Source organism: Rhodococcus sp. SJ-3, from assembly GCF_051918125.1.
Classification (GTDB): domain Bacteria; phylum Actinomycetota; class Actinomycetes; order Mycobacteriales; family Mycobacteriaceae; genus Rhodococcus.
The window spans coordinates 2,151,391-2,174,952 of record NZ_CM123306.1; the positions used below are offsets into that span (position 1 = coordinate 2,151,391).

At 64.7% G+C, this 23,562-nt stretch carries 27 protein-coding genes; 18 read left to right on the forward strand and 9 right to left on the reverse strand.

Features of this window, described 5'->3' with window-relative positions; genetic code table 11:
• Positions 1–76 precede the first annotated feature (76 nt).
• Positions 77–679: a TetR/AcrR family transcriptional regulator gene (locus ACTDXD_RS09845; RefSeq protein WP_440126861.1), complete on the reverse strand. Its 603-nt coding sequence runs from the start codon at positions 677–679 to the stop codon at positions 77–79.
• A gap of 125 nt (positions 680–804) precedes the next feature.
• Between ACTDXD_RS09845 and ACTDXD_RS09850 the strand changes: the two genes are divergently transcribed.
• From ACTDXD_RS09850 to ACTDXD_RS09860, 3 genes are read left to right on the forward strand one after another with little or no spacing between them, the layout of a single operon-like run.
• Positions 805–1,302, forward strand: a complete 498-nt coding sequence (locus ACTDXD_RS09850) for a nuclear transport factor 2 family protein (protein WP_440126862.1) — start codon at positions 805–807, stop codon at positions 1,300–1,302.
• Positions 1,299–1,670 carry a DUF485 domain-containing protein gene (locus ACTDXD_RS09855; protein WP_440126863.1) on the forward strand — a complete coding sequence of 124 codons (372 nt, stop codon included), beginning with the start codon at positions 1,299–1,301 and terminating at the stop codon, positions 1,668–1,670. The genes ACTDXD_RS09850 and ACTDXD_RS09855 overlap by 4 nt, the downstream gene beginning before the upstream one ends.
• On the forward strand, positions 1,667–3,283 hold the full coding sequence (locus tag ACTDXD_RS09860) for a solute symporter family protein (RefSeq protein WP_440126864.1): 1,617 nt from the start codon (positions 1,667–1,669) through the stop codon (positions 3,281–3,283). Before ACTDXD_RS09855 ends, ACTDXD_RS09860 begins: the two co-directional genes overlap by 4 nt.
• Positions 3,284–3,331: 48 nt before the next feature.
• On the opposite strand, the gene ACTDXD_RS09865 is transcribed toward ACTDXD_RS09860, so the two are convergent.
• From ACTDXD_RS09865 to ACTDXD_RS09875, 3 genes are read right to left on the reverse strand one after another with little or no spacing between them, the layout of a single operon-like run.
• Positions 3,332–3,862, reverse strand: a complete 531-nt coding sequence (locus tag ACTDXD_RS09865) for a DinB family protein (protein ID WP_440126865.1) — start codon at positions 3,860–3,862, stop codon at positions 3,332–3,334.
• Positions 3,863–3,921: 59 nt separating this feature from the next.
• Positions 3,922–4,104: a hypothetical protein gene (locus ACTDXD_RS09870; protein WP_440126866.1), complete on the reverse strand. Its 183-nt coding sequence runs from the start codon at positions 4,102–4,104 to the stop codon at positions 3,922–3,924.
• A gap of 34 nt (positions 4,105–4,138) precedes the next feature.
• Positions 4,139–4,618 (reverse strand): TspO/MBR family protein, encoded by a 480-nt coding sequence (locus ACTDXD_RS09875; RefSeq protein ID WP_440126867.1) that lies wholly within the window; start codon positions 4,616–4,618, stop codon positions 4,139–4,141.
• 158 nt (positions 4,619–4,776) lie between these two features.
• Between ACTDXD_RS09875 and ACTDXD_RS09880 the strand changes: the two genes are divergently transcribed.
• Positions 4,777–5,235 (forward strand): ATPase, encoded by a 459-nt coding sequence (locus ACTDXD_RS09880; RefSeq protein ID WP_440126868.1) that lies wholly within the window; start codon positions 4,777–4,779, stop codon positions 5,233–5,235.
• On the forward strand, positions 5,222–5,569 hold the full coding sequence (locus tag ACTDXD_RS09885; protein WP_440126869.1) for an ArsR/SmtB family transcription factor: 348 nt from the start codon (positions 5,222–5,224) through the stop codon (positions 5,567–5,569). The genes ACTDXD_RS09880 and ACTDXD_RS09885 overlap by 14 nt, the downstream gene beginning before the upstream one ends.
• 110 nt (positions 5,570–5,679) lie before the next feature.
• Here the strand turns inward: ACTDXD_RS09885 and ACTDXD_RS09890 are convergent, their stop codons facing one another.
• From ACTDXD_RS09890 to ACTDXD_RS09900, 3 genes are all read right to left on the reverse strand, one after another.
• Positions 5,680–6,339: a TerD family protein gene (locus ACTDXD_RS09890; protein WP_440126870.1), complete on the reverse strand. Its 660-nt coding sequence runs from the start codon at positions 6,337–6,339 to the stop codon at positions 5,680–5,682.
• Between the two features lie 106 nt (positions 6,340–6,445).
• The gene (locus tag ACTDXD_RS09895) at positions 6,446–7,531 is read right to left on the reverse strand and encodes a DUF475 domain-containing protein (RefSeq protein ID WP_440126871.1); all 1,086 of its coding nucleotides are present in this window, start codon (positions 7,529–7,531) and stop codon (positions 6,446–6,448) included.
• Between the two features lie 116 nt (positions 7,532–7,647).
• Positions 7,648–8,223 (reverse strand): TerD family protein, encoded by a 576-nt coding sequence (locus ACTDXD_RS09900; RefSeq protein WP_440126872.1) that lies wholly within the window; start codon positions 8,221–8,223, stop codon positions 7,648–7,650.
• A gap of 240 nt (positions 8,224–8,463) precedes the next feature.
• On the opposite strand from ACTDXD_RS09900, the gene ACTDXD_RS09905 reads away from it, so the two are divergent.
• From ACTDXD_RS09905 to ACTDXD_RS09945, 9 genes are all read left to right on the forward strand, one after another.
• The gene (locus ACTDXD_RS09905) at positions 8,464–9,585 is read left to right on the forward strand and encodes a hypothetical protein (protein WP_440127597.1); all 1,122 of its coding nucleotides are present in this window, start codon (positions 8,464–8,466) and stop codon (positions 9,583–9,585) included.
• A 29-nt stretch (positions 9,586–9,614) separates the two neighbouring features.
• The gene (locus tag ACTDXD_RS09910) at positions 9,615–10,772 is read left to right on the forward strand and encodes an HpcH/HpaI aldolase/citrate lyase family protein (protein ID WP_440127598.1); all 1,158 of its coding nucleotides are present in this window, start codon (positions 9,615–9,617) and stop codon (positions 10,770–10,772) included.
• Positions 10,769–12,079, forward strand: coding sequence for a phosphoribosyltransferase family protein (locus ACTDXD_RS09915; protein ID WP_440126873.1), 1,311 nt, complete (start codon positions 10,769–10,771; stop codon positions 12,077–12,079). The genes ACTDXD_RS09910 and ACTDXD_RS09915 overlap by 4 nt, the downstream gene beginning before the upstream one ends.
• Positions 12,076–13,182 carry a cysteine protease StiP family protein gene (locus ACTDXD_RS09920; RefSeq protein ID WP_440126874.1) on the forward strand — a complete coding sequence of 369 codons (1,107 nt, stop codon included), beginning with the start codon at positions 12,076–12,078 and terminating at the stop codon, positions 13,180–13,182. The genes ACTDXD_RS09915 and ACTDXD_RS09920 overlap by 4 nt, the downstream gene beginning before the upstream one ends.
• A gap of 38 nt (positions 13,183–13,220) precedes the next feature.
• Complete coding sequence (locus ACTDXD_RS09925; protein ID WP_440127599.1) at positions 13,221–14,018, forward strand: HAD family hydrolase; 798 nt, start codon at positions 13,221–13,223, stop codon at positions 14,016–14,018.
• A 77-nt stretch (positions 14,019–14,095) separates the two neighbouring features.
• Positions 14,096–15,367, forward strand: a complete 1,272-nt coding sequence (locus tag ACTDXD_RS09930; protein WP_440126875.1) for a TerD family protein — start codon at positions 14,096–14,098, stop codon at positions 15,365–15,367.
• Positions 15,368–15,369: 2 nt separating this feature from the next.
• Positions 15,370–16,875, forward strand: a complete 1,506-nt coding sequence (locus tag ACTDXD_RS09935; RefSeq protein ID WP_440126876.1) for a TerD family protein — start codon at positions 15,370–15,372, stop codon at positions 16,873–16,875.
• Between the two features lie 21 nt (positions 16,876–16,896).
• Positions 16,897–17,025 (forward strand): hypothetical protein, encoded by a 129-nt coding sequence (locus tag ACTDXD_RS09940; RefSeq protein ID WP_440126877.1) that lies wholly within the window; start codon positions 16,897–16,899, stop codon positions 17,023–17,025.
• A gap of 87 nt (positions 17,026–17,112) precedes the next feature.
• Positions 17,113–17,598 carry a DinB family protein gene (locus ACTDXD_RS09945; protein WP_440126878.1) on the forward strand — a complete coding sequence of 162 codons (486 nt, stop codon included), beginning with the start codon at positions 17,113–17,115 and terminating at the stop codon, positions 17,596–17,598.
• A gap of 175 nt (positions 17,599–17,773) precedes the next feature.
• Here ACTDXD_RS09945 and ACTDXD_RS09950 read toward each other — a convergent pair whose 3' ends face one another.
• Together ACTDXD_RS09950 and ACTDXD_RS09955 are read right to left on the reverse strand one after the other, a co-directional pair.
• Complete coding sequence (locus ACTDXD_RS09950) at positions 17,774–18,103, reverse strand: hypothetical protein (RefSeq protein WP_440126879.1); 330 nt, start codon at positions 18,101–18,103, stop codon at positions 17,774–17,776.
• Between the two features lie 15 nt (positions 18,104–18,118).
• Positions 18,119–19,258 (reverse strand): SRPBCC family protein, encoded by a 1,140-nt coding sequence (locus tag ACTDXD_RS09955; RefSeq protein ID WP_440126880.1) that lies wholly within the window; start codon positions 19,256–19,258, stop codon positions 18,119–18,121.
• Positions 19,259–19,397: 139 nt separating this feature from the next.
• Here ACTDXD_RS09955 and ACTDXD_RS09960 point away from each other — a divergent pair, with 139 nt between their 5' ends.
• The 4 genes from ACTDXD_RS09960 (at position 19,398) to ACTDXD_RS09975 (ending at position 23,506) form a co-directional block, all read left to right on the forward strand.
• Positions 19,398–19,997: a TetR/AcrR family transcriptional regulator gene (locus ACTDXD_RS09960; RefSeq protein WP_440126881.1), complete on the forward strand. Its 600-nt coding sequence runs from the start codon at positions 19,398–19,400 to the stop codon at positions 19,995–19,997.
• A gap of 116 nt (positions 19,998–20,113) precedes the next feature.
• On the forward strand, positions 20,114–21,673 hold the full coding sequence (locus ACTDXD_RS09965; protein ID WP_440126882.1) for a long-chain-fatty-acid--CoA ligase: 1,560 nt from the start codon (positions 20,114–20,116) through the stop codon (positions 21,671–21,673).
• A complete protein-coding gene (locus ACTDXD_RS09970; RefSeq protein WP_440126883.1) occupies positions 21,670–22,728 on the forward strand; it encodes an MBL fold metallo-hydrolase in 1,059 nt (352 codons plus the stop codon). Before ACTDXD_RS09965 ends, ACTDXD_RS09970 begins: the two co-directional genes overlap by 4 nt.
• A gap of 16 nt (positions 22,729–22,744) precedes the next feature.
• Positions 22,745–23,506 (forward strand): crotonase/enoyl-CoA hydratase family protein, encoded by a 762-nt coding sequence (locus ACTDXD_RS09975; protein WP_440126884.1) that lies wholly within the window; start codon positions 22,745–22,747, stop codon positions 23,504–23,506.
• Positions 23,507–23,562: the final 56 nt, after the last annotated feature.

Here is a 23,562-nt window from a genome sequence, read left to right on the forward strand (position 1 = left end):
TCTATGGACCGGAGTAGGTCATTAACGCTTGTTCACCCAGTACAGCACGAGACCCACCGCCCGTCAACGTCCCGGGTCAGGCTTTCCGGTATCCCACGAGGTTGAGCGCATATCGGCCGTAGTCGTCGGCCACTTCCTGCGCGGTGAGCGGGCCGTCCACACGGAACCACAGCGGGATCCCCGCACACATCGTCAACACCGCAGTGACTGCCTGATGCACGTTCGGGAGATCGAATAACCCCTGTTGGGCGGCCTCTTCTGCAATCCCGACGAACAATTGCTCCTGCGCGTCACGCGACCCCACGACACGTCGGCGATTGAGATCGTCGAGATAGCGCAGCTCCGTGTTGGCCACGAGGCAGGCCCGCGGATTCCGCGCGGTGAACAGCGCATGGGCGACGACGGCGGCCTTCCATTTCTCGGCCGGATCCGAACCGGCCTTTCGCAGGGCATTCCGAGTCGCGGTGAACTGCTCATCGCTCGCTCGACGCAGGATCTCGACCAGCAATTCCGACTTGTTCTCGAAGTGGTTGTAGACATTTGCAGCACTACAACCTGCACTGTTCGCGATATTTCGCATGGTTGCACCGTGAAATCCGGATGCATAGAACTCGTCGAGAGCGGTCTCGAGAATTCGCTCCCGGACGGACGACAGTGTCGCAGTTGACCGCGTGTTCATCTTTCGAAGGGTAGAGGTACATGCGACGACCAGCAACAACGCCCCAGTTGACCGCATACCCACCCCTTGCTATGGTTTGGATCACATGAACATGCGTTAACCCAAGCGCTTCCGGAGGCTCTCCCGTGACCAACCCCGAATCCGATCGCTCTCTCGTCGAGCGCATCACTCGCCTCGAAGACCTCGAGGCGATCCGCACGCTCGATGCCCGGTACTGCCGCCATCTCGACGACGGGAACTGGGACGCCTTGATGGACCTGTTCACCGAGGACGGCGCGTTCGACGGCCTATCGCATCCCAAGGGCAAGGACGAGATGAAGACGTTCTTCGCCGGACTTGCCGACGGCGGCCTCACTGCGTTCTGGCATTTCATCACCAACCTCGAGATCGACCTCGACGGTGACCGCGCCACGGTCCGCTCGTTCCTGTGGCAACCGTGTGTCACCGACGGCACGGCGAGCATCGCGGCCGGACGCTACACCGACGAGGTCGTCAAGATCGACGGCCGGTGGCTCTATCGCGTCAAACAGGTCCGCTTCCATTTCTTCGGACCCCTCGAAGCCGGCTGGGACGAGAACCTCTTCGCCCTCGATACGGCACGCCGAGCGGCGGTGCGAGCATGAACGACACCGTCTCGGACAAGGGCACATTCGCCGCAGAGGATCTGGTCTGGTCGAGGATGCTGCAGCTTCCCGAAGTCGCAGAGTTGCGACGTCGACGCAAGCTGGTGACCACCACACTCGGCGGTGCCACCATCGCCCTGTTCACGAGCTTTCTGATCGCTTGGATCGGCTTCCCCGACCAGCTCGGCTCCAACTCGATCCTCGGTTTCCCACTGTCGATCTGGGTGGTCTTCAGTCAGTTCGCCGGCACCTGGGTCATGGTGTGGGCATATTTCCGGCTGTCTCGCACATACATCGAGCCCGCCTCCGACGCGGCGATCCGCGCCGTGACCGACAACCGTCCCGACTCCGAGGAGGTGGTCGCATGACCGGCGACGCCGACTACCTGGCCATTGCGATCTGCAGTGCCGTCATCTCGCTGACCCTGTGGGTGACGTTCGCCGCGTCACGTCGCGCCAAGAGCGCCGACGGCTTCTTCGCTGCCGGACGGTCGATCTCGAGCTGGCAGAACGGATTTGCCATCGCGGGTGAATTCATCTCCGCCGGTAGCTTCCTCGGCACCACGGGCCTGATCTTCTCCAAGGGCGTCGACGGCACCGTCATCCTGTTCACCTCTGTCATCTCGTTCCTTCCGGTGCTGTTCCTCCTCGCCGAAAAGATGCGCAACCTCGGCAAGTACACCCTCGCCGACGTACTCGTCTTCCGCACCGAGTCTCGCAATGTGCGGGTCGTGGTGGCGCTCAGCACGATCACCACCGGCACGTTCGTTCTCCTGGCGCAGCTCGTCGCAGCAGGTGTTCTGCTCGAGTCGGTATCGGGAATCCCCTTCTGGCTGTCCGTGATCGTGGCCGGTTCGCTCATGGGTATCTACGTGTTCGTCGGTGGCATGCTCGCCACCACCTGGGTCCAGGTCATCAAATCGACCATCCTGTCGGTGCTGGCACTCATCGTGTGCTTCGGCATCCTCGCGCAGTTCGGCTTCAGCTTCCCCAAGGTTCTCGGCGACGCCACCGACAACGCCGTTGCCGGTGAAGCCATCCTGTCGCCGGGCCTGATCTTCGGTGAGACCAGCGCGATCAACCTCATCTCGTATGCCCTGGCGTTCGCACTCGGCACAGCAGGAATGGCGCACATTCTCATCCGGTTCTTCACCGTCCCGGAAGCGCAGACCGCACGCCGGTCACTCGGCTGGACCGTCGCACTGTGCAGCATGTTCTACCTGATCGTCATCGTGATGGGTTTCGGCGCCGCGGCACTCCTCGGTCCGAACGGCACCGACCTGGTCGGACCCGGCGGAAACCTCGCAGCCCCGGTCCTCGTCACCGAACTCGGCGGCGGCATCGGCACGATCGGTGGTTCGATCGCGCTCGCTCTCGTCGCAGCGGTTGCTTTTGCCTCCATCGTCGCGGTGGTGGCAGGCGTAGTGATCTCGGCTGCAGGAACATTCGCCCGCGACGTGTGGCCGGCGTTGACGCGCAAGGAACCCGTCGAACACCTCGATGTCGAGGACCGGCACCGCGAAGAGAACGCTCAGGCACGCATTGCGCGCTACGGTGCCGTCGCGTTCAGTGTCATCGCGATCGGCCTGACCATGCTCATCGGCGACGACACCAATATCACGTTCTTCATGGGCATGGCATTCATGGTCGCCGGAAGCGCCCACCTGCCCGCTCTGGTACTGAGCCTGAACTGGCGGCGATTCAACAGCACCGGCGCGATGTGGGGTGTGCTCACCGGCCTGATCTCGACCGTCGTGAGCCTCATGTTCACCGAAGCCCTGTGGATGGGCAGCGGTCCCGCACCACTGACCATCCAGCTGCCGGTGATCTTCACGATGCCGCTCGGCCTCGCAGCCTGTGTCATCGGTTCTCTCGTCGCGGAGAAACGACGCGGTCGCGGGATCCACGACGACGAGAAGTTCGCGGAGATGCTGGTGCGTGCCGAAACCGGGATCGGCGCAGAGGTCGCGTCCACCCACTGACGCGGACCTACCCGGCCTCCCCGGGTGCGGCACGCAAGCAGATGGCACTCAGTCGAAGGTCATGCCGGCATCGGCGCCGCGTTGCATGGTGGTGTTCGCACCATCGAGCGACTCGCGAATGATGTCGGCATGACCGCTGTGGTGGGCCGTCTCGCGGATGATGTGCAACAGGATCTTTCGCGCACTCCACCATTCCCGCTCCGGTGCCCACGGTGCGGTCGGGAGCGGAACCTGCAGGTCGAGATCGAGACCTGCGACGAACTCCTCGGTCGCAGCCGCGACCTTCGCATACTCGTCCAGCAATCCGGCGAGGGTCTCGTCGTCGCTCATGTAGTACGACACCATCGCTGAATCCATGTCGAAGACGGCGTTCTCGTCCAGTTCACGAATCCTGTCGATCCAGCCGCTCTCGGTGGCCGATACGTGCTTGATGAGCCCACCGAGCGTGAGGTCGCTCGGAGTGCTGCGGGTGCGCGCGCCGGCGTCGTCGAGTCCCCGCACGGTGATCAGGAGCATTTCACGCTGTTCCGCGAGCATCGCCAGAATTTCTGCGGCTTCCACGGTGATGTTTTCGGTCATGCTCTCACGGTAGAGACAATCGAGGACAACTTCGGTCCGCAATCAACACCTGGTCGGAATCAGGCCGCGAAACCCACCGCGCCGATCACCGGGATGACCGTCATGAACACGATCGCAACGATGAACAGGGCGATGGTCAGCTTCCTGTTCCACTTGGCTCGCGCTCCGCTGGCCGCGGCGAGGAAGAACACGAAGCCCAGACAGATGGAACCGATTCCGATGATCACAGGTGTTTCGAGCATGTGCCCATCATTCCGTACACCAGGCGCACCGATATCACCGGTTGAGTTGTGCGATACGCGCGCTGAGCACCGTCGCAAACGACGTCCACACGGGGTAGGGAAGCAGCGCCGCACCGGCGACCGGATGAGCCGCAGCGGTGCGTCGCGCGAGGTCGGCGCTGCTGATGGTCAGTAGAGCCGAAACCGCCGTCGCCAGGGCGGGGCGATGCCATTTGAAGAACACCCAGGACCATCCGCCGTTGAGCACGAGGTTGGCGGCGAGCGCAGCGACATAGTTCCGGCGCTCCTCGCGGGTGCCCCGATCGGCCAACTCGTCGAGCGCTACCGCAGAGGTCGCGGCGAGGTCGGCGTACAACGTGGTCCACACGATCGGAAACGCCGCCGGGGGCGGTTGGAAGCGCGGCTTGCGCAGCTTGCGGTACCAGCGCGAATCGACGTCACGCGATGCGATCGATCCTATGAGCGCGGTCGCTGTCGTCGCAGCCGCAGTTCCCAGTCCGGTCGTGAGTTTCATCCCGATACGCCTTTCCTCGAACACCGACGACTTCCGACTTCGGCTACCCGGGGCCCGGCAATACGAAACCCGATATGCAATCTGGGGGTTGCAACAAAGAACATTCAGTGCAACCATGGGGTTGCACTTCATCCGGAGATCCACCCTCAGGAGAAATCATGACCGACGAACTCGGCACCATCGAACGGCAGATCACGATCGACGCTCCGGCCGCACGAGTATGGGAACTCGTCGCCGAGCCCGGCTGGTACATCAACGACAGCAGGATCACCGAACACCGGATCGAACGCAACGGCGACCTCACCGTCGTGCACGACCCTGTCCACGGCGCCTTCACATTCCGCACCATTGCGCTGAACGAACCGAACTATGCAGCATTCCGCTGGCTGTCCGACCACACAGACCCCGACAGCCCGTCCACGCTCGTCGAATTCCGGCTCGATGCCGTCTCCGACACCTCGACCGTCCTGAGCGTGACGGAGACCGGGTTCGATTCACTCCCGGGTGACTCCGTCGAACGCCGCGCAAAGTACGAGGGCAATGTCGAAGGCTGGATCATCGAACTGGGCCTCGCCAAGGCGCATCTCGAGAAGGGGAGAACCGTTGCCGCACACTGATTCGAACGGGACGCCCGACACCACACGCGTGTTCGCAGCCCTGGCCGACGACACGCGGTGGAGCATCCTGCAGCGCCTCGGCGGCGCACCTGCCTCTGCGTCGGGCCTCGCATCGGAGTTCACCGTGTCGCGTCAGGCCATTGCCAAACACCTTGCGGTCCTGGAGGATTGCGGACTGGTGACATCCGAACGCATCGGCCGCGAACTCCGTTTCTCCGCCGCCGGTTCCAGATTGAGCGCACTCGGGCGAGCATTGGATGACGTCGGCTCCGGGTGGGACCGCAGGCTCGATGCCATCAAGGAGGCCGCGGAACACCCGCCCGGTTCGGAGTAGCGGCGTCGCGCTCGTCGTAGTCCTCGCGCATCGATAGTTCCTCACCGGCCCGGCGCACAGTCCATTTGCTGCCCACCCGTCGGGCCGGCGAGGAAACACCTGCCGATCGACTACTTGCGGCCTGCCTGCCACTGCATGCCCCACCCGTAGGCACGGTCGAGGTCGGACTGGCTGCCGTTGACGTACTCGACGAGACGCTCCACCGTCACGCCCTGGCCCGTGCTCTTCAGCATTGCGATGGCGCAGATGCGGGCGCCGTTGTTCGGCGAATCGAGGCGGACCTCGATTTCCTGACCCGACGGCTGGGTGAGAGTGATGACGCCGTCGACGGCGGCCCAGTTCGCTGCACCCTCGTAGATCATCGCGAAGATCAGCACTCGCTTGAACAGCTCGGGGCGTTCGAGGTTGATGTGCATGTTCTCGCCGCCCTGGGCGGAGCCGGTGCGGTCATCGCCGTCGAGGTGGACGTACGGCGCAGTGTTCAGCGCTCCGAAGCTGTTCCCGAGCGCCTGGATGACGCCCTTCGAGCCGTCGGCCAGCTCGTAGAGGCACCCGAGATCGAGGTCGACCCCGCCGGTGGCACCGGTGAGCTTGGCGAGGAATCCCTTCTTCTGCTCACCGCGCGACCAGTTGAGATTCACGCGGACCACACCCTGTCCCGCACCGCCCTTGCTGAGGCTTACGGTGGGGGATTCTTTCGTCAGGTTGATCTTGCTGAGGTTCACTCCACTGGACCCCTGCTCGGGCTTCTTGTTGTAGTCGATGGCCATGTGCGTGCCTTTCACTGAGTGGTGTGCAGATGTGCAGGTGCCGGATACGGAAAATGGGAGCCCTCGGCCCGAAGACAAGTCGGGGGCTCCCATCGGCTCAGTGCGATCAGACGGACACTTCCGCCTTCGCTTCCTTGCGGTTGCGGTAGATGCTCGACCCGAACGCTGCACCGATCAGAACGATGCCGACCAGACCGGTGATGAGCTCCGGGACATGGGTGCCGATCGAGTACAGCAGGATCAGTGCGAGCGCACCGATCGCCCAGTGGGCACCGTGTTCGAGATAGACGTACTCGGACAGCGTGCCCTTGCGGACCAGGAAGATCGTGATCGACCGGACGAACATGGCACCGATGAAGCCCAGACCCAGCGCGATGATGATCGGGTCGGACGTGATCGCGAATGCGCCGATGACACCGTCGAAGGAGAACGAGGCATCGAGAACCTCGAGGTAGAGGAACAGGAAGAACCCGGCTTTACCGGTTGCCTTCGCGAGGCCGCTCGGCCCACCGGTCGGTTCCTCGTCCTCTTCCGGGATATGGAACATCTCGCCGAGGCCGTTGACCGCAATGTATGTGATCATGCCGAGCGCACCGGCGATCATCACGGTCGAGACCTTGTCGTCCGGCGCGATGATCGTAGCCGTGATGAGGAGCAGCACGACCGCGATGACGACCTCGAGCTGGTCGAGCTTGCCTGCCTTCGCCAGTGGCCGCTCGAGCCATTCCAGCCACTTGATCTCACGTTCTTCGAGGATGAAGTGCAAGAACAACATCAGCAGGAACATGCCACCGAATGCCGCGATCTGCGGGTGGGCGTCGGTGATCAGCGTTTCGTAGCTGGGGTCGCCGTTGGGGAAGTACGCCGCACCATCCGCCGGCGGGTTGAGCGCGAGGTCCAACGCTGCGATCGGGCCGAGGCCCGACGCAACCCACACGATGAGCAGCGGGAAGACCAGACGCATACCGAAGACGGCGATGAGAATGCCGATGGTGAGGAAGATCTTCTGCCAGAACTCGCTCATCCGCCGCAGCACGGTCGCGTTGATGACCGCGTTGTCGAACGAGAGCGATACCTCGAGAATTCCGAGGATCACGCAGAGGAACAGAGCTTGGGGACCGCCATAAAGGAAGGCAACCACCAGAGAGACGACGGTGACGGCGAAGGACGCACCGAATATTCGCAGTACCACGAAGCGTGGCCTTTCTTTTCGAATTCAGGGCTATGCAGGGTGGTTACTGCAATCCGGCAAATGCAGATCCGGTCCCGGCATCGAGGCACAGGACCGGATCCGATTTTCGGCGACTATCAGACGTTGACGCCGTAGTCGCGGGCGATGCCCGACAGGCCGGAGGCGTAGCCCTGGCCGATCGCGCGGAACTTCCACTCTGCGCCGTTGCGGTAGAGCTCACCGAACACCATGGCGGTCTCGGTGGAGGCATCCTCGCTGAGGTCGTAGCGGGCCAGTTCGGTGCCGTTGGAGCGGTCGACGACGCGGATGTAGGCGTTGCGGACCTGGCCGAACGACTGGCTGCGAGTGTCACCGTCGTAGATCGACACGGGGAAGAAGATGGACTCGATGTTCGCCGGGACAGCAGCCAGGTCGACGTTGATGACCTCGTCGTCGCCTTCGCCCTCACCGGTGCGGTTGTCGCCGGCGTGCTCGATGGAGCCGTCGGGCGACTTCATGTTGTTGAAGAAGACGAAGTGCTGGTCGGAGACCACCTTCTTGTCGGCGCCCGTCGCAATGGCACTCGCGTCGAGGTCGAAGTCGGTGCCGGTGGTGGTACGCACGTCCCAGCCGAGTCCGACCGCAACTGCGGTGAGGTTGGGGGCTTCCTTCGTCAAGGAGACGTTTCCACCCTTGGTCAAGCTGACGCCCATGCGGGGTCCTTTCGATCGGTCGTCGACGCACCGAGGCGGTACGTCCGGTTTCGCGCGTGTTCCACCACAGTAATAGGTGGGAATGAAGTACGCTCCTGTCCACTATGCCCAGTGTTGCGGGCCACGGTGGCGAACACCGGACGACCAGTACCATTCGGTCTTGTGGCGAGCCGATGGACGCGCCGCCTCTTCGGCGGCGGGCACTCCGAAGACCCCGCGGCTCGTCGTGCCCATGATGCGATGGTGGCCGCGTTCCTCGACATGGATCGACGTCAGTCGGTCGCCGAAGCGGGCGTTGCCGACTCTCACGAGCTCGCTCCCGAGCGGAATCTGCGTCGGCAGTGGGAACCGATCAGGCAGAGCTGCTATCGCGCAGCCGAAGAATACCTGCAGCTCGCGCACACCGAACCCGACCAGGAATTGGCGTCGACGGCCGACTACGAACACGTCATTCGTCGGATAGGCGATGCAACAAGAATTCTCGATGAATTCTATGAGAACAATCGTGGTCACCTCGAGCATGTCTCCGCACTTGCCCAGACGGTTCCCCAACTCGCGCATCGGGTTCGGGCGGAAGCCCGAGTGGCGCTCGAGTCATTGCAGGCGCCCGAACGCACAGCGTTCGCGCACTATCGATCGGTGGGTATCGCCACCGAGGAACTCGAGAACGCGCTGCGTTCCCTGGACTCCGCGCGCGGTACCAGCGCCCTGCGCGCAGGAGCACATGCGGTCGAGGAAGCCACGAGCACTCTGCGGCAGGCCCTGACCGACGCCCCCGGGCGCCAGAATGAAGCGCGCAACACCGTGGCGTCGGTCACCACCAGGATGAACGCGGTGCGTACCCGGGCAGAGGGTCTGCCACCTGCATATTCGTCATTGCTCCGTGAATTCAATGCCGCGAGCTCCGCCGATCTGTCCGACAATGCCCGACAGGCCGAGGCACTCCTCGAGCGCGCAGACGCACGCCTCGACGAAGCACGCCGAGCTGCGGACGACGCCCGGCCCGAACTCGCACTCGATCTCGCCACCGAGGTCCGCGTCGATCTCGCCTCCGCCGAAGAACTGGTCGACGCCGTAACCGGCCGACTGGCGACTTTGCGCGCCGTCCGGAAGAATCCGGAGGCCAAGGTCGACGAGGTGCGGTTCCGCCTGCGTGATGCGCAGCTTCTTGCCGTACAACGTGACCTGACCGCAGAGTGGGGGTCGGTTCTCGACGCCCAACTGGACCGGATCGACAGGGCGGTCGATTCGCTCATCGGCGTCCACCCGGACTACTGGGCCTACGTGCGCGATCTCGATGCGGTGTCGGATTTCATCGCCACAGTGGTAGAACGAATGAGAGGACGGGCCAACGGCCGATGACGGGGGCAACCTTCACGAAGGCGCAGACGATGCGCCATTTTCACCACCTGGATCGAACCACGCTCGAGAGGTTGTTCTTTCGTGCGCCGCAGTCGTTCGGCGACGGTGACGACCGCGAACGCCTCGCGGTCGCCCTCGGTGCCACGCTGTACGTGCCCGCGACCCGCAGCGACCTCACCGCAACGATCCTGCGCCGGGCGAGCGAGGGCGTCACGTCGATGGTCCTCGATCTCGAGGATGCCGTCGCCGATCATGAGGTGGAGCAGGGACTGCGCAACGCGGTTGCCACTCTCGACGAGCTCGCCGCACAGGGTGACGACCCGATGCTTCTGTTCATCCGCGTCCGCACGGCCGACAGCATCGACCGCATCGCGGACATCCTCGGCGGAGGTGTGCGAGTGCTCACCGGGTTCGTGCTGCCCAAGTTCGATTCCGGCGGCGGCCGCGAGTTCCTCGAAGCAGTGGTGCGCGCATCCGGCCTGCTCCGCAAGCATCTGTACGCAATGCCGGTCATCGAATCCACCTCGGTGGTGCACCGAGAGACCCGCGACGACGAGTTGCGCAGCATCTCTCAGTTGCTCGCCGAATTCCGGCACCAGGTGCTGGCCGTGCGTGTCGGGGCAACCGACATGTGTGCGACGTTCGGAATTCGGCGCGACCGCGACCTGACCATCTACGACGTGCGCGTCGTCGTCGATGTGATTGCCACCATCGTCAACTACCTCGGCCGCACCGACGGAACCGGATTCGTCATCACCGGCCCGGTCTGGGAGTACTTCGCCGACCACGAGCGGATGTTCCGGCCGATGCTCCGGGCCACTCCGTTCGAGGAGCAGGACGCCGTGCTCTTCCGGCAACAGCTCGTCAGCCGCGACCTGGACGGGCTGCTGAGGGAGATCGCGCTCGACCGGGCCAACGGCATCCAGGGCAAGACCGTGATCCATCCGTCGCATGTCGCGGCAGTACACGCATTGTCCGCTGTGACGCACGAGGAATACCACGATGCCATCGACATTCTCGAAGCCGACACCGGCGGTGTCCGAGCGTCCGGGTACGGCAACAAGATGAACGAACGACGGCCGCACCGAACTTGGGCACAGCAGACCCTTGTACGCGCATCGGTGTTCGGGGTCACCAACAAAGGAGTCTCGTTCGTGGACCTGCTGACCGCACTGGTGGTCCGATGACCGACACACTTCGTCCCAGCTGGGCAACAGAGACATTCGGTCTCGCGTTGCATCATGACCTGACGTCGACGGGATACACCGTCCCCGAACTGGTCGAGCCGGGCCTGCGCCGAAACCCGCGCCGCGCACACCTGCTGGTTTCGACGGTGCTCGGCAAACACCTGCCCACCGATCCCGCAGTGGTGCTGGCCGCAGGCAACAGGCTCGGAGAGCTCGTCGCCGACGCGCTCGGCCCAGAGGCCTCCGATGCGGTCGTACTGGGATTCGCCGAAACCGCAACCGGATTGGGCCATTGCGTCGCCGACAGACTGGCGGCGGCGTGCTACCTGCACTCCACGCGCCGCCACGTTCCCGGTGCCGACGTGTTCGCAGGATTCGAAGAAGGCCACTCGCACGCCACGTCGCACCTGCTGCAGCCCACCTCGGCAGAATTGTTCGCGAACACTGCACCGCTGGTACTCGTCGACGACGAAATCTCCACCGGCGCCACCGCACTCGATGCAGTCCGGGCCCTGCACCGGCAGCAACCGCGGTCGCGCTACGTCGTCGCATCCCTGGTCGATATGCGCTCGGACGAACACCGCCTGCGCACCGCTGCCGCCGCCGAGGAACTCGGCGCTCGCATCGATCACGTGAGCCTCGCCTGCGGACACACCGAAGTACCCGACGGTTTGACCGCACGTGTGACGGCACTCCCAGATCCGGACTTGAACCCCATTGCGCCACAACGGGGAGCCAGTCGATTCGTGACATTGCCGTGGCCCGATCACGTCCCCGATGGCGGTCGGCACGGTGTATTGCGTGCCGACGTCCCGGAGTTCGACATCGCCATCACCGACGCCACCGACGCGCTGTCGGATGCGCGTGACACCACCCGTCCGGCGATCGTGATCGGTCACGAGGAATTGATGTATCTGCCGTTGCGGCTTGCGGATGCACTCACCTCACGTGGAACACCGACACGGTTTCAGACCACCACTCGGTCTCCTGCATACGTACTCGATGTTCCCGGGTATCCACTTCGGCGAGGATTCACCTTCGCCGCACCGGAATACATCGACGTCGACCTCGAACCGGAATCACCACGCTACCTGTACAACGCGCAGTGGGCCGACGCTGACGCGCGTTCCGAACTGATCCTGGTGATCGACGGCCCGGCCCACACCGAACGCCTGTGTGGCCCAGGCGGGATACTCGATGTATTGACGGCAGCGGGCGAAGACGTACTCGTCGCCGTGGTGCCGTCCACGGATCCGGTGAAGTTGCGCCGATCCAGGGAAGGTCGTGTCAGGGAGGACAACAAGTGACCACACCGTTGACCGGACCCGATTTCGGGTCGTACGCCGCCGACGAGGTGAGCTGGCTCCTCAAAGACCTGTCCCACGTCGACCTCGAGGGCAGTATCGCCCAGCGAGAGGCCAGAATCCAGGCGGGACTCGCCCACTACGCCGAGTCCCTCCCCATCGAGTATCAACCCGACGCCGCCTACCGTGAACTGTTCGACAAGGCCCTCGCCACTACCGCGCCCCGTCTTGCGCAGGCCGTCGGCACCGTCACCGAGTTGCTGCTCACCGAACGCGGCACCGATCTCACCCTTGTGTCGCTGGCCCGGGCAGGCACCCCGATCGGAATTCTGATCCGCCGCTGGGCACAGCAGCATCACGACCTCGATCTTCCGCACTATGCCGTCTCTATCGTGCGCGGACGCGGAATCGACAGGGCAGCACTCGATTACATCACCGAGCATCACGATCCGAAATCCGTAGTGTTCGTCGACGGCTGGACCGGCAAGGGCGCCATCGCACGGGAGCTCGCGGCAGCGCTCGCCGAGTACAGCGCCTCCGGTGGTCCGGCCCTGTCTAGTGATCTCGCAGTCCTCGCCGACCCGGGACATTGCGTGCGCACATTCGGCACACGCGACGACTTCCTCATCGCGTCGGCGTGCCTGAACTCGACCGTGTCCGGCCTCGTCTCACGCACCGTGCTCAACGACGATTTCATCGCACCGGGCGAATTCCACGGCGCCAAGTTCTATGCCGAACTCGCACGAGACGACGTCTCCGGCGTCCTCCTCGACACCGTGGCGGCCGAATTCGGCGATCGCGGCGCAGCCGTTGCGCAGGCCAGGAAGGTCTCGGAGGCCGACCGCGAACCCACCTGGGCCGGTTGGGAATCGGTCGAGAAGGTCCGCATCCAGTTCGGCATCTCCAGTGTGAACTTCGTCAAACCCGGTGTCGGTGAAACCACGCGTGTGCTCCTGCGTCGCGTGCCGTGGAAGGTGCTCGTGCGCGACATCCACGCCGACGAACACGCCCACATCCGGATGCTCGCTTCGGCTCGGGACGTGCCCGTGGTGGAAGTCCCCGACCTCGCCTATTCGTGCATGGGCCTGATCAAGGATCTCCCGTGACCGCCACCGCGCTCATCGCGACCGATCTCGATCGCACGATGATCTACTCGCGCGGCGCGATGGGCGAAGACCGTTTCGCCGCAGGCGGGCTCGTGTGCGTCGAATACTACGAGGGTGCTCCGCTGTCGTATGTGACCGAGAAAGCGGCGCTGGGGCTCCGGGAACTCGCCGCGACTCTGCCGGTGGTGCCCACCACCACGCGCACCCCCGAACAGTTCCGCCGCATCGATCTCCCCGGCGGTCCCTGGCCGTACGCCATCACGAGCAACGGGGGAGCGATCCTCGTCGACGGCGACGCCGATGTGAGCTGGCGGCGAGGCATCGACGACACGGTGCGCGCATCCTCCGCGAGCCTCGACGAGGTCGTCACAGAGCTCAGGCGACGCATATCCGACGAGTGGGTCTCGAAGCTCCGGATCGCCGAGGACCTGTTCTGTTATCTCGTCGTCGATGTCGCCGCCCAGCCCCGGGGCTTCATGAGCGACTGGAGCGCGTGGTGTGCAGGCCACGGCTGGAATGCCTCACAGCAGGGACGCAAGATCTACTCGATGCCCGACCCCGTGTGCAAGAGCCGCGCGGTCGCGGAGGTGCACCGACGGCTGACGGATGCGGGACTGCTCGCCTCCGGCGCGCAGGTGTTCGCGGCAGGCGACGGTGCACTCGATGCCGAGATGCTCGCGTCCGCCGACTCGGCGATACGCCCCCGGCATGGAGAGCTCGAGTCCATGAACTGGCAGCATCCGACGCTCACCGTCACGGAGAGCACGGGCATCACGGCCGGTGAAGAAATCCTCACCTGGTTCACCCGGTCAACAGCAGTACCCGTCGCTTCGTAGAGTTGGTGGCGGTGTCATCACCGCCGACCCCGCCCTATGCTCAACCGTCCACCCGCCGACACAGTGAGGACTTCGATTTGTCCAGCCCGCTCGCCAAAGGCCAGAACGGCCCCCTCAGCGCAAACGACGTCGTCGTTTCCCTGGAACTGACGACACCGGCAGACCTGTCTGCACTGCTGGTCAAGGCCGACGGCAAAGTCCGATCCGACGCCGACTTCGTCTTCTTCAACCAGCCCACAGGCCCCGGCGTCAACCTCGTGCCCGGTGCGCCCGGACAGGCCGCGTCGCTCGCGGTGTCGCTCGGTGCAGTTCCGGCCGATATCGAGCAGGTACGCGCAGTGATCACCCTCGACGACGCGTCGAGCAGCTTCGGGCGCTTCGCGCCTCCCACCGCGCGAGTGTCCGACGCGAACGGCACTGTGCTCTACGAATACCGGATCGAGGGCTTGAGCAGTGAATCCATCGTGATCGCGCTCGAGCTGTATCGCCGCCAGGGTGCATGGAAAGTCCGGGCGGTCGGCCAGGGTTACGCCGGTGGGTTCGCCGCGCTGGTGACCGATCATGGTGTTTCCGTGGACGATGCGCCGGCAACTCCCGCTGCGTCGCCGCCTGCGCCACCCGTGGCGCCCCCGCCGCCTGCACCACCCGTTGCACCCCCGCCGCCTGCCTACAACCCGCCCCCACAGCAGCAGTTCGCGCCACCTCAGCAGCAGGTCGACCAGGCACCCCCCGCGCCTGCCGGGCCGCCCGAGGTGAGCCTGACGAAGAGTCGTCCGGTGAGTCTGGTCAAGGGGCAGAAGGTCACGCTCCGCAAGGATGGCGGTGTCGCACTCACGTTCCTGCGGATGGGCCTCGGCTGGGACCCCGTCAAGAAGAGCGGCCTGTTCGGCAGCCGATCGGCCAACATCGACCTCGATGCGTCTGCGGTGATGTTCGCCGATCACAACATCGTCGACGTCGCCTACTACGGGCAGCTCACCGCGAAAGACGGCTCGATCCAGCACCAGGGCGACAACCTCACGGGCGAGGGCGCAGGCGACGACGAGGTGGTCCTCGTCGACCTCACACGCGTGCCCCCGCACATCAACACGGTGATGTTCATCGTCACCTCGTACAAGGGCCACACTTTCGAACAGGTCCAGAACGCATTCTGCCGCCTCGTCGACGGCACCACCAACGACGAACTCGCCCGCTACACACTGCAGGGCGGCATGCCGTTCACCGGCATGGTCATGGCGAAGGTCTACCGCCACGGCAGCGAATGGAAACTGCAGGCCATCGGCGAGGGCATCCAGGCCAAGCACCCGGGCGAGGCGGCGCCGCAGCTCGGTCGCTTCCTGGCGTCGTAACCGTGAACGGAGTGTTCTCTCCGGGGCAGAACGCTCCGTTGACGGCCCGGGCCGTCCGCTTCACCGTCTCGGCCACCGTCCCGGTCGACCTGTGTGCGTTCGTGGTCGACGACCGCCTGCAGGTCGCGTCGTCGGACGACGTCGTGTTCTACAACCAGCCCCGGACACAGGGCGTCCGGCTCGACGGCGACATGATCGTCGTCGAGTTGGACGCTCTGCGCGCAGGCACTCGCGTGCTGTGCGCGGCAGGTACGGATTCGGCGCAACGTGTCTCCACGTCGCTGGCCGACCTTTCCGGCACGCCGCTCGTCTCGTTCGAAGTCGAGACGTCCGGTGCCGAAACCGCGCTGCTGTGCTGGGAGCTCTACCCACACAACGGGAACTGGAAGATGCGAGCGCTCGGTCAGGGCTATGCAGGTGGCCTGGGCGAGATGTTCACCGCGCACGGAGTCGAGGTCGATGACGATCCGCCGCCTCCAGTGCAACTGCAGCCGTCTGCACCCGCCACGAGCGATGCGACACCGTCGTTCGAGTGGTTGTGGAAGATCTTCGAGGATGCCGCACGATCCGCAGCGGCCTACATAGCGGCCCACGAATATGCGCAGCACCGCCTCGACGACGAACTCTCTGCCGCCGTCGCCGATCCCGCGACCCGCACCGGTGCGGCAGCGGAAACAGCACGCGCACTGGCCCACCGACGGTGTGAGGAACTGAACGCTGCCGCGGAGAAGCGGCACCGTGAGGACACTTCGAGTCTCACCGACGAACTCCGCGCAATCGACGTCACGCTTCACGCGTCGCTGGCATCGTGGACGTCCCCGGCCTGGAATACGCTGCGCACGACCAGTGACGGAATCCGGGTGGGCGAGCTGTCTGCACCCGAACGTGGAACACTCCGGGTGCCGCTGTGCGTGCCGTTGCCCATGCGCCGGCCGCTGTGGATCGACGGCGATGATGCGGCCTCACAGCAGATCGTCACTGCTCTCGCCCTGCGTCTGCTCGCCGCGCAGCCCGGCACGCGTATCGACGTCGTCGACCCTGCGGGTGCGCTCGTCGAACTCAGGGAGCTGACCGCCCCGGTGCTCGCGGGACCGCCCGTCCTCGGCATCGGGGGTGTCGCGCCCAAACTGAAGGGTCTGGCCGACAGCGCCGAGCTGACAGCCCTGTCGATGTCCACCGATCCTGCTGCGGCACACTTGGAACCGCGCGTTCTCGTATTGGCAGGCATGCCTCACGGATACAGCAGCGACGACCTCATGCAGATCATCCGCCTCACCCAACTGTCCGGTGCGCAGCACATCTCGATCGTGATCGCCGGCGCATCCGACTCCGTGGTCGATGATCCCGCATACCGGATCCTGCTCGAGCAATCCCAGCACCTGCCGTCGAGTGACGATGGGCATTTTGCGGATCCGTGGACCGGAAGCGACTGGACTTTCACTCCCGATGTGATTCCCGCCGACGCGGTCCTGTTGCGACGCGTGGTCGCAACCCTCGGCACGGCGTAGCGCGAAGGGGACGAGACCATCGTGCACACCTCGGTACTGCTGCTGGGGTCGCACGCGACGGTCGGACCTGTGCTCACCCGCGACGATATCGCCGCTGAACTGGAACGTAAGGGCGTCCGATTCCCTGAGCACGAGGCGGCCCACGTCTGACGCACCCCCGGTGTCCGAGACTCTCCGACCCGGAGGACCTCCAGGATCCACGAGAATTCCGCCGGCCCGTCTTCTACCCTGCCTGCCATGACGAATCGAAACGACGACGAGACGTACCAGGCGGTCGTATCCATCGCGGACGAGTCCTTGGCCGCCATACAGGCGATCCTCGCCGGCATGACCACCGTGCAGGCCAATCGCGTCCCTGACTTGCCAGGTGCCAACAGTCCGTATGCGATCGGTGCACACTGCGTCGGCATGGCCGACTACTGGGGCGGCTCGCTGATCGCCGGTCTACACATCCCCCGTGATCGTGACAGCGAGTTCCGCGCGCAGGGCGATCCACAGCAGTTGTGTGCCGAACTCGCCCGCGTCCGCGAAGACTTTCCCCAGCGGGCTGCGATCGCCGTGACCGAGGGAGTGCGCAGCCGGACTGCCACCGGCACCACCCGCAGCGACACCGTCCGAACAGCCAGCGCCACGTGGATGCTGCTGCATATGGTGCGGGAGTTGTCCCAACATCTCGGGCAACTCGAAATCACCCGCGACATCGTGGCAGCCGACGATCACTGAACACACAGTTGCCCATGGAGATCCCGGGTGTCGAGTGGGCACGTATGGGTGAGCTCGAGATCAGCTGAGTCGATTGCCTTCCCTCACAACAACACGAGAAACGGACGGATACTGCACTTCGTAAGTGTTGTATCCGTCCGCTTCTCCGTTTCTACTGTCACACATACTATCCGGCTCACGGCACCGGCTCTAGCACCGCATCCATGCTTGCAGCCCCCGTATCGGGCACTCGGGGTTGATGCCATGCCTCGACGGGGAACGAGATGTTGATCAGCGAGTAGCACACGTGCAGGAGCCGGGTGGCGTCCTCGGGCAGGTCATCGAGGTCGAAGGTGTCGAGATACGCTGCGGCATCGGCGAGCCGGGGGATTGCCGCGTCGTAGAACGCCTGCAGTTCGGGCATCGTGCTCTCGAGACGACGGCCGTAGCGCTGCGCCTCGGTCGGTAGTGCCCAGTCGGCCCACGGCTCTAGGTCGGAGAATTCCTCGGGAAGCAACTGTGTCATGGCGGCTTTGACTTCCTATCCGGCCGAGGCCGTTGCAGGGGTGTGCGTCGCGCGATACTCGTCGACGATCTTCTGCGCCGACGAATGCAGATGACGCAGCAGAATCTCCTGATCGCACAGTGGGAATTCCGACACCACGCGGGTTTCGAGCATCTTCTGGGTCGCTTCGAGCGTGTTGGAATCCTGCAGTGCGAACTCCTTGAACGTCACTGCAGCGATCTCCTGCCGCAACCGATCGGTGGCGCATCGAGGAGGCGCCATATACATGGTGCCCTCGAAGGTGTGACGGTTGTACGCGGTCGGCCAGTAGTGGTAGGTCAGGAACCAGCCCGGCTCCCACATGACGAGCATGAAGTTCGGGAAGAACACGTACGAATCGAGACCCCACGACGGGTGCCGCGCGGGATTGAGACCGGCGGGCAGGTCGGCGAGACCGGGAATGTCGGGCTTGTCCCACGGCCCGAAATTCCCACTGCGCAGGATGCGTTCGATGGGCTTGACCATCGAAGGGTCTTTGGGCGGGGCCATTCCGCCCCACGACGACACCATTCCGTGCGGGCCGTCCACGTCGTAGTGCAGGGCTTCGAACCCGTAGCCCTGGAGCTTTTGCGCTTCCTCCGTCACGTACTGCTTCGAGTGGAGCACCGGAGCGTGGTAGAACTCGGCGAACGCGTCGATGTAGAGCTTCCAGTTGCTCCCCACATCCGACCGGTATGTGAACCGTTGGGTGAATTCACCGAACGGGAACCCTTCGAGGCCGGCCGCGAACTTGCCCAGACTCTCGCGTAGCGGGTTCGTGTTCGAGTTGTCGAGGTTGACGAAGATGAATCCTTCCCACACGTCGACCTGGACAGGAGTGAGGTCGGCGACGGAAGGGTCTTCACCGATCGGGAATCGCAAGGCGGCTATCGTCCCGTCGGTGTCTTCGATGATCAGCACGGTGACCTCAGCGATCACGATGTCCTGCGTGTAGCGGCGTTCGTCATTCCGGAGTTGGTTGATACGACCGACATTGAGCCACGAGCGCTCGAAGATGGCCTCGCGCTCGAGCTCGTAGTGTTCGGGGCTGATCGAATCCTCGTACGACATCGGCGCGGTACCGATTCCGTAGTGCTCGGTCCAGCTTCCTTCTTCTGGTTTCGGAAAGTGCGACATGTTCTCCAGGTCCTTCCGACCGGTGACGCTTGTGCAATGCAGTGTCTCGGACCGAACCCGATAACATGACTGCCGGTCCAATTCGACGTGCAGCCGACGATATGGACCAACGGTCCAGTTGTCAACGGAAGGCTTCACGATGCCGGATCCACAGCCGAAGAAGGAGCGGAGCGACGCGGCACGCAATCGTCGCGCGATCCTCGACGCCACGGACGCGCTCCTCGCCGCCCACGGCTCCGAACACGTGTCGATCGACCAGATCGCGGCAGCGGCCGGCGTCGGCAAAGGCACGATCTTCCACCGCTTCGGAAGCCGTGCGGGCTTGATGCGAGAACTCGTGCGCGAGCGCGCCCTGGTCCTGCGTGACGCCGTGACCGACGGTGGGCCGCCCCTCGGCCCGGGAGCACCCGCACCCGACCGGCTCCTGGCCTATTTCGATGCGATGTTCCGGCTCATCGTCGACAACGTCGAGCTCATGATCGCGTACGACAATTCCACCAGCGAAGCCCAGGAAGACGAGATCAACGTGTTCTGGGCGCGACACATCGCCGCACTGCTGGCAGAAGCACGGCCCGACGTCGACGCCACCGTCCTCGGTCGCCTACTCCTCGGCGCCCTGAACCCCGATGTGATCCTGCAGCACATCCGCGCGGGACAGACCGAACGACTCGCCCACGCTGTGCACAGCCTCGTGACGTCGGTCGTCGGCGAACCCGGGCGCACCGACCGACGCACATAGGATTGCCCTATCGCTTGATGCGGCCGCAGGTCTTTGTCGCCGTCGTCACGATCGTGATCGACTGGGAATCCCCGGACCGGTAGTCCGTGCGGACAGATGTCGACCAGGAGTGTCTCGTGAGCGAACTGCACCTTCCCAACCGTATCCGGCAGCTGGCGGTCTCCCAGCCGTCGGCGCCTGCGGTCACGGCCGAAGGCACAACCCTCACGTACGCGGAGTTCGACTCGTACACCAACAAGGTGGCCACAGCACTGACCACGCTGGCGACATCCCCCGGCCGGGTCGGTGCACTGCTCCGCATGGGTCTGCCCGGCGCGGCGACATTCGTCGGTTGCGCGAAGGCCGGACTCGTCTTCACCCCCATCAACTGGCGCCTCAACCCCGACGAGATCGCGTGGATCGCAGCGGACGCTCAGCTCGGTGTGCTAGTCGTCGAGGCAGCCTTCGCCGACGCCGCCCGCGCGGTCGCCGCCGCGCTTCCGGATGTGCGCATCATCGTTGTCGGTGAGGCATCCCTCGACGGAGCCCGCAGCTGGGACGAGCTCGTCGCATCCGGTGACGACACCGACCCGGGCCTTGGCGACGACCCTGAGACCGCGGTCCTGCAGCTCTACACCTCCGGCACCACCGGCAAGCCCAAAGGCGTTGTCGCTGTGCATCGCAACCTCTACAACGTGCCGGAGAACTTCGAGCTCTACGAGTTCGACGACGATTCGGTGTCGTTGAATGCCCTGCCCCTGTTCCACATTGCCGGTTCCGGGTGGACCAGCACGTGCCTGTCTGCGGGTCTGCATCTCGTCCTTCTCGGGGAGATGCGCCCCGCGCTGGTGGCCGCGACGATCGCCGAGTACGGCGTCACCCACGCATTTCTCGTGCCTTCCGCGATCGGCATGCTCCTCGAGCTGCCCGACCTCGCCGACTACGATCTGTCGAGCCTGAAGGTGGTCGCATACGGGGCGTCACCGATCACTCCGACGATGCTCGCGCGCACCATGGACACTCTCGGATGCCGCCTCGTGCAGCGCTACGGGATGACCGAGACGATGGGCGCACTCACCGCGTTGCGCGCCGAAGACCACGACCCTCACGGCTCGCGCACGTACCTGCTGCGCTCCGCAGGAACGCCGCTTCCCGGCACCGAGGTGCAGATCCGCGACATCGTCACCGGAGTGGCACTTCCGCAGGGCGAAACCGGCGAGATCGTCTCGCGGTCGCGCAACAACGTCTCGGGGTACTGGCGCCGCGACCTCGAGAACGCGTCGCTGTACACCTCCGACGGATTCCTGCGCACCGGGGACGCCGGACATATCGACGAGGACGGGTACCTGTTCGTTACCGACCGCGTGAAGGACATGATCATCACCGGCGGGGAGAACGTGTATCCCGTCGAGGTCGAAGCGGTACTCGCCGAGCATCCCGCTGTCGCGGAGGTCGCCGTGGTCGGCCTGCCCGACGAGCGCTGGGGTGAGGCGGTCACGGCGGTAGTGCGCTTGGTGAACGGCGTCGAGCAACCCTCGGAAGCCGAACTCATCGCGTTCACGGTGGGTCGGCTCGCGTCGTACAAGAAGCCGCAGCGGATTCATATCGTCGCCGAACTGCCGCGCAATGCGAGCGGCAAGATCCTCAAGCGCACTCTGCGCGACACTCTCGGCACCCGAGTGGAGGCAACATCATGATCATCACCGAAGACATCGGTGTCGTCCAGCGCGAAGCGTGGGCCGCAAAGACCCTCCCACCGGTGGAGGAGGTGCGGCCGGGGCTGTGGTCGATTCCCGTCCCCATGCCGGGAAATGCATTGCGCTACGTCCTGATCTACGCACTCGCACTCGACACCGGACTCGCGTTGATCGACGTCGGCATGGACACCAAGGAGTCCTGGCAGGCTCTCGTCGACGGCATCGCCTCGACCGGCCACCACATCTCCGACGTCCGGTATGCGGCGATCACACACTTGCACCCCGACCACTTCGGTCTCGCTCCTCGGCTACGCGAGACCACGGGCGCTGCGATCGCGATGCACACCGCCGAGGCAGCAGCACTGGGCCACTTCACTCCCACCGATGTGGCCGCCGACGTGGAAGCCTGGCGGGTGGACCTGACCGACCTCGGCGCTCCTCCGGAGGTCGTCGCGGCACCCCGATTCGACCTCGTCCGGTTCAAGGCGGGTGAGTCGGCCGATGTCGTGTTGTCGGGTGGTGATCGCCTCGACCTGCCCGGATGGAACATCGAGGCGGTGTGGACACCCGGGCACACTCCGGGCCACCTCGCCTTCGTCGACCGCGACCACGACCTGCTGTTCAGTGGCGACCACATGCTGCCGCGCATCAGCCCGAACATCTCGTCCGGTCCGGGCGAACTCGAGTCCCCGTTGCATCGGTATCTGTTGTCGCTGCATGCGACGACCTCGTTGCCGGACTGCGAGGTGCTGCCCGCACACGAATACCGGTTCCGCGGTGTTGCTGAGCGCGCCCGGGAACTGCTGGGACACCACGACGATCGTCTCGAGGAGATCCGCGCCGCGATCGAGGCACGCCCGGAGTCGACGGCGTGGGAGGTCACCACGCACATCACCTGGTCGCGTCAGATCGATGCGATGGATCCGAGGCTGCTCCGGCTCGCCGTCCGCGAGACACAGGCCCACCTGATCGTTCTTTCCGAACGAAATGTCATTCTCTCTGATGGAGGAACTCCTTCTCGATGGAGTCTCGCCACACCCGTCGCCGACCAGTAACGAAGGAAAAGCAGACATGAGCGTTGTTCTCACCGAGTTCGCCGACGGCATCGCCGTCTTCACTCTCAATCGCCCCGAGGCCAAGAACGCCGTCACCCTCGAGGTGTCCGAGGCACTCGCCGCCGCGATGGACGAATTCGAGGCACGCCCAGACCTGACCATCGGCATCCTCACCGGTGCCGGTGGAACGTTCTGCGCCGGTATGGATCTCAAGGCGTTCTCACGCGGTGAGCGACCCTCGATCCCCGGTCGCGGTTTCGGCGGCATCACCGAGGCACCGCCCACCAAGCCGCTCATCGCCGCGGTCGAAGGCTGGGCACTCGCGGGCGGATGCGAACTCGCGCTGTCCGCCGACCTGATCGTCGCGTCGCGCGAAGCGAAGTTCGGCATCCCCGAGGTCAAGCGTGGCCTCGCCGCCGCGGCCGGTGGCCTGCTGCGCCTGCCGAAGATCCTCCCGTACCCGCTGGCCATGGAGATGGCCATCACGGGCGACCCGCTCACCGCCGAGGTCGCCTTCCAGCACGGCCTGGTCAACCGCGTCACCGAGCCCGGCGAAGCGCTGACCGTCGCGAAGGAACTCGCAGCACGTGTCGCTGCGAACGGCCCGCTCGCCGTGAAGGCCACCAAGCAGGTCGTGGCGATGTCCGCGAAGTACACCGACCCCGACGCGTTCGTCGCGCAGCGCCAGTTCATCGACCCGGTGTTCGCATCGAACGATGCTCAGGAAGGCGCGAAGGCATTCGCCGAGAAGCGTGCTCCGGTCTGGACGGGTGCGTAGCCGGTTCCGAACACAACTGTGTCCACCGTCCCGAGGCACTGAGCCCGGGACGGTGG